Below are 6,100 nucleotides of genomic sequence, written 5' to 3'. Positions count from 1 at the left end.
GGAAAGAGAGTTAGTGATCTGAGCCCTACCGACGATTATATAATTGCAGCCATCCATCAAAATGGTGAAATGTATATTCCGCGTGATGACTGGGTGTTGGAAGAAAATGAAAAAATATCAGTGCTGGTAAAGACCAAAGCCGTCAAAAAGGTCACTTCAATTTTTATTTAAACACAATTTCTTATTCAAATACATTCAAATACTAAGATTATTATTTTTAGAAAAAGTTCAATTAAAACACCACATTTTTTTTTTAAAACACACATTTAGCCCTTAAAAAGTCCATCAAATAGGGTATTTTTATCTTTTTTATATTTAATTAATTATTTTTTTAAAATTAAATTTTAGGGATTTTCATCCTTAAAGTGAGAATCGGATTTATATTAAATCGAAGTGTAGAACCCTTTGTAACTCATCCATGTTCAGGTTATCCTCAACTAGATTAGCCAAACGTTCCATGGAAAATTCCTTTAAATCTTTAAAATCATCTTTTTGATAGCCTAAAGGTTCCAGACCATTATTTATCCTCAGGTAATCAGTGAAGGACCTTCGGAAGTGGAAATTGTGAAATATTCCATGGAAATAGGTTCCAGCAGTTAAATCATTCTGAGCACCGTCAAAACCAGATGTAGGGTAGTTTCCACAACCTTTAATAACTTTTAGGAGTGGTTTGCAGTCTCCCAGTCTGGATATTCCTTCGTGAAGCTCATAACCATTTAAAACTTCTCCGGTGGTTCTACTGAAAATTCCCTGGCCCACAGGAGTCCCCTGACTCTGGCTGATGATCTTCTCTACTTCTCCGAAGCTGGTTTTAACATCCAGAATTCCCATACCTTCAACACTGCCAATATTTGATTCTTTAAGGGTTCGGTCAATAATTTTTCTCCCTAACATCTGGTATCCTCCACAGATACCAAAGACCGGTATTTCCTGTGATAAACTGGCTATTTCGTCGGCAAGACCCGACTCGGTCAGTGCCACTAGGTCGCTGATACTGTTACGGGTCCCGGGAATGATCAGTGCATCCACATCACCAATATCTTCCCCAATTTCAATGAGGCGCACCCCGATATCTGGCTCATATTCCAGGGGATCGATATCGGTGAAGTTAGAAATTCGGGGCAGGCGCAGGACTCCCATAGTTATCTGGCCATGGCTGCGATATTTCCGTTCAGATAATGAGGCAGAATCTTCTTCAGGAAGTTTGAGTCCGGGATCAAAGGGTAACACTCCCAGAACTGGAACCCCCACGATCTCTTCAATCTGTCTGATTCCCGGCATAAGAATGTCCAGGTTGCCCCTAAATTTGTTTATCACTATGCCTTTGATCCGCTGACAGTCTTCAGGGGGTAAAAGTTGGAATGTGCCGGCAATGGATGCGAAAACTCCCCCTTTGTCAATATCTGCCACTAAAATTACATCGGCATCAGCCAGGCGGGCGATCTGCATATTGGCCAGATCCACATCCAGCATGTTTATCTCTGCAGGGGAACCAGCCCCTTCCATGATAATCACATCATAATCCTTCTTCAAAGCATCTAAAGACTCTCTAATCGCTTTCAGGGCCTGGTCACGGAAGTTATGTTGGTAATGGTAGAAGTTCATATCTCCGGCAGGCTGGCCATGTACAATGACCTGGGAAGTGAAATCTTCCTTGGGTTTGAGCAAAACCGGATTCATGTGGTGATGGGGTTCGACCCCGGCAGCATCGGCCTGTAATACTTGGGCCATTGCTATTTCCCTATTTTCAGAGGTGGTAAATGAATTCAGCGACATATTTTGGGATTTGAAGGGTGCAACACGATAACCTCTCTGGGAAAACATTCTACAAAGTGCAGCTACCACCACACTTTTACCGGCATTGGATGCAGTTCCCTGAACCATTATACATTTTGTTTCCGCTGATACCATCTTTCATCACTATTTCCTGTAATCATTGGGTTAAATTAAAATTTAAGGCATCTTTCTTCTTGTCAATTACCATTTTTTTTAAGGTTCTTATTCTTTTTAGTAATTCTTATATTAAGAAACTATATTAAGAAACTTTTATATGACATAAAAGGATCAAGATTAAAGATACCCAAAGCAAATGTTCTTATATAAGTTTTACTATAGTCATTAGAGTATATTCTATTATAAAAACAGGTTGATTTTTATCAAATACAAAGTTATGGAGGTTACAAAAGCCTATGGCAAATTATAACCCAAATTCTGAGGTTTCAAATGAAGAAACCCTCAAACCTCGTAGTTATAAAACTTCAGGAGACATAGATGTCCCTGATAGGATCATAGACCAGATAATTGGTCAGAAAGAGGCCGTGGAGACAGTTAAAAAGGCAGCTAAACAGCGCCGTAATGTTCTTCTAATTGGAGAACCGGGTGTTGGAAAATCCATGCTGGCCAAGGGAATGGCTGAATTACTCCCCCCCGAAGAACTTCAGGACATACTGGTATATCCCAACATAGAGGATAACCACAACCCCCTAATAGGAGTTATGCCTGCTGGTGAAGGGAGAAATGTGGTAACCAATTACAAGGTTAAGGCTAAAGGACAGGATGAACGCAAGAACATGTTCATGATTGCCATAATCAGCCTGATTGTGGTGATTGGTTTTGTTCTGCAGCAGTATCTGGCAGCAATCATAGCTGCAGGTATAGTATTCCTGGCCCTGCAGCAGATGAAACCCCGCAGCACAGTAATGGTCCCAAAACTTCTGATTAACAATAACAAGAGAAACATGGCTCCCTTTGTGGATGCCACCGGAGCCCATGCCGGAGCCCTTTTAGGTGATGTGCGACACGACCCCTACCAGTCTGGTGGACTGGGAACCCCTGCCCACGAAAGGGTGGAAGCAGGTATGATTCACAAAGCCAACAAGGGAGTCCTCTACGTGGATGAAATCGGATCCATGCAGATGAAAACCCAGCAGGAACTTTTAACTGCCATGCAGGAGAAAAAATACGCTATCACGGGTCAGAGTGAGACCAGCAGTGGTGCCATGGTTCGTTCTCAGGAAGTTCCCTGTGATTTCGTGCTGGTAGCTTCTGGAAACCTGCACGTCCTGGAGGGAATGCACCCTGCACTTCGAAGCAGGATACGTGGATATGGTTACGAAGTGTTCATGAAAGACTCCATGAAGGACACCCCGGAAAACAGGGATAAACTGGTTCAATTTGTAGCCCAGGAAGTTAAAAAAGACGGACGTATCCCTCACTTCAGCAAAGAGGCAGTTGCTGAAATTATACACGAAGCTCAGCGCAGAGCTGGTAAAAAAGACTCCTTAACCCTGAAACTAAGGGATCTTGGTGGTCTGGTAAGGGCCGCAGGAGACATAGCCAAGGGAGAAAAGGCAGATTATGTCACAGTGGATCATGTGCTCAACGCCAAAAAACTGGCCAGAACCCTGGAACAGCAGATAGCCGATCGTTACATTGTCCAGAGGAAACGTTACCGAGTATTCAAATCTGAAGGTGGAGAAGTAGGCAAAGTGAATGGTCTTGCCATCATCGGCGACCGTAGTGGTATTATAATGCCTATAGCTGCCGAAGCTGCGCCTGCCCAGAGTAAAGATGAAGGTAAGATAATTGCTACCGGAAAACTGGGAGAAATTGCCAAGGAAGCAGTGCAAAACGTCAGTGCCCTGGTTAAAAAACACACCGGAACCGATATCTCCAATTACGATATACACATCCAGTTCCTCCAGTCCTACGAAGGAGTGGAAGGAGACAGTGCCAGTGTATCTGTAGCCACCGCAGTGGTGTCCGCCCTGGAAAACATACCAGTTGACCAGTCAGTGGCACTAACCGGATCTCTCAGTATCCGTGGGGATGTACTCCCAGTGGGTGGTGTCACCGGTAAGATCGAAGCTGCAGCCGAAGCAGGAATACGCAAAGTTCTGATTCCCAAATCTAACATGGAAGACGTGCTCATTGAGGAACATTACCGTGAGAAAATAGAAATTATTCCCGTGGAAACCTTGAGTGAAGTACTGGAACATGCCCTTATGGGTAAGGGTAAAAAAGGACTCATGGACAAGATGCAGAAGATCACCGATATGGTGCCCAAGGGAATACTGCAAAAACCTGCCACTAACTAACCAGCAACCGATTAATGTCAGAGGGCTTTTTCTTCCCTCTTATATAGATGAGGGTTATTTTTTTATCCCTCTATTCTTTCTATTTTTTGAGAAATTTTTCAATTAAGAATTACACCCAATATGATGATAAATCTGGAGAGGGTATGATAGATGACTATAAATGTCACCGGCAACATAACACCTAAATAGAAAAGTAAATGTGAGTTTTTCTAATTATTTACATGCTATTTTTAGCCTGGTTTTAGTGTTATAATTGGATGGGCTAATTTTACTTAAAAATTACAAAATCAGTTTAAATATTTTCGATCAAGATTTTACTTGACATTAAGTAATGATCAGCGAAAGGAAGATGAATAAGGAAAGATACCATGGAAAGTTTATTATTTGAAGATTTGGAATTATCCCGTGAAATGAAACGAGCAATTGCAGATATGGGTTTTGAAGAGGCAACACCTATACAATCACTGGTTTTACCCTATGTATTAGATGGTAAAGATGTTATTGGCCAGTCCCAAACTGGTACTGGTAAAACCGCTGCCTTTGGAATACCCGTACTGGAAAAACTGGACCCCACTGTTCGGGGAGTGCAGGCAGTTATACTCTGTCCCACCAGGGAACTGGCCATCCAAGTGGCCGAAGAAATTAGAAAGTTATCTAAATACAAAAAAACCAACGTTCTACCAGTTTACGGGGGACAACCCATTGAACGGCAAATTAAAGCCCTGAAAAGAGGAGTGCAGATCATCATTGGGACTCCCGGACGGGTGATGGATCATATTCACCGTAGAACACTTAAGATGGACCAGGTGAGGACCATCATCCTGGATGAAGCTGATGAAATGCTGGACATGGGATTCAGGGATGATATAGAGTTTGTCTTAGAACAAATACCTGAAGAAAGGCAAATGTTACTATTTTCCGCTACTATGTCTCCAGTAATCCTGGGACTAACCAGAAAATACCAGAACAAGCCTAAAATGCTCAAAGTAGCCCATCAGGAACTCACCGTCCCTGAAATTGAACAGATCTACTTTGAAGTTAAAGAACAGATGAAACTGGATCTGTTGACTCGGCTTATAGATATGCACAACCTTAAACTCACCCTGGTATTCTGTAATACTAAAAGAAGAGTGGATCGCCTGGTAAACCACCTCCAAACCAGAGGATACTTCGCCGATGGACTGCACGGCGACATGAGTCAGAACCAGCGGGACAGGGTCATGAACAAGTTCCGGAAGGGTCAGATCGAGATACTGGTGGCTACGGATGTGGCTGCCAGGGGAATTGATGTGGATGATGTGGAGGCAGTTTTCAACTACGATGTACCCAACAACGAGGAATACTACGTACACCGAATAGGTAGAACCGGTCGTGCCGGTAAAAAAGGACAGGCCTTCACCTTTGTATCTGGAAAGGAAATCTATCAGTTAAGGGATATCCAGCGCTACACCAAGGTCCGTATTGAACAACAGAAAATCCCTTCCTTAGGAGAAGTGGAAGAAGTTAAAAGGGACCTGTTCCTGGAAAGACTCCGGAAGGAAATAGATAACGGAGACCTAGATCAGGAGATCCATCTCATCGAAAGATTGATGGAAGAGGATTACAGCTCTGTGGATATTGCTGCAGCCCTCCTCAAATTATACGTGGGTAGGAAGGATGATTCCAGTCAGAAGGATTCTAAATACGGGGATACTGGAGCACAACCGGGAATGGTAAGATTCTTCATTAACGTGGGTCGCAAACAGAAGGTGAAAGCAAAAGACATAGTACGAGCTATAGGAGATGTATCGGGACTTTCCTCAACCAGCATTGGCCGTATCGATGTACTGGATAAATTTTCCTTTGTTGAACTTCCACAGAAACAAGCCCGTGAAGTGGTCGGTGCCCTGCAGAGAAAGGGAATAAAAGGACTCCGGGTAAATATGGAACCCGCTAATAAGAAGATGTAAAAATTCATTTCTTCTTATTTTTCTTATTTTTAAGTTCACTGTCTATTTTTAAGA

The 6,100-nt window shown here is 42.7% G+C and carries 4 protein-coding genes (1 of these 4 cut by a window edge); 3 read left to right on the top strand and 1 reads right to left on the bottom strand.

Features of this window, described 5'->3' with window-relative positions; translation table 11 throughout:
• A protein-coding gene (locus tag CIT02_RS04440; protein ID WP_292614393.1) for a TrkA family potassium uptake protein crosses the window boundary here: on the top strand, positions 1 to 171 show its 3' portion. Its footprint begins 477 nt before the window's first position; only the last 171 of its 648 coding nucleotides appear in the window; the start codon falls outside the window, past its left edge; the stop codon is at positions 169 to 171.
• Positions 172 to 378: 207 nt separating this feature from the next.
• Here the strand turns inward: CIT02_RS04440 and cobQ are convergent, their stop codons facing one another.
• Entirely contained in the window at positions 379 to 1,911 is a 1,533-nt protein-coding gene (cobQ, locus tag CIT02_RS04435; protein WP_292614391.1) for a cobyric acid synthase CobQ, read from the bottom strand.
• 278 nt (positions 1,912 to 2,189) lie between these two features.
• Between cobQ and lonB the strand changes: the two genes are divergently transcribed.
• Entirely contained in the window at positions 2,190 to 4,097 is a 1,908-nt protein-coding gene (lonB, locus tag CIT02_RS04430; protein WP_292614389.1) for an ATP-dependent protease LonB, read from the top strand.
• 368 nt (positions 4,098 to 4,465) lie between these two features.
• Positions 4,466 to 6,046 (top strand): DEAD/DEAH box helicase, encoded by a 1,581-nt coding sequence (locus tag CIT02_RS04425; protein ID WP_292614387.1) that lies wholly within the window; start codon positions 4,466 to 4,468, stop codon positions 6,044 to 6,046.
• Positions 6,047 to 6,100: the final 54 nt, after the last annotated feature.

Origin of the sequence: Methanobacterium sp. BAmetb5 (genome assembly GCF_003491305.1) — an archaeon.
Lineage (GTDB): Archaea > Methanobacteriota > Methanobacteria > Methanobacteriales > Methanobacteriaceae > Methanobacterium.
This window is presented reverse-complemented; position numbering and strand designations above follow the sequence as displayed.

What these genes read in the sequence shown, in the direction of transcription:
- cobQ (WP_292614391.1), bottom strand. Translation starts at nt 1,911, where the DNA reads ATGGTATCAGCGGAAACAAAATGTATAATGGTTCAGGGAACTGCATCC.
- lonB (WP_292614389.1), top strand. Translation starts at nt 2,190, where the DNA reads ATGGCAAATTATAACCCAAATTCTGAGGTTTCAAATGAAGAAACCCTC.
- CIT02_RS04425 (WP_292614387.1), top strand. Translation starts at nt 4,466, where the DNA reads ATGGAAAGTTTATTATTTGAAGATTTGGAATTATCCCGTGAAATGAAA.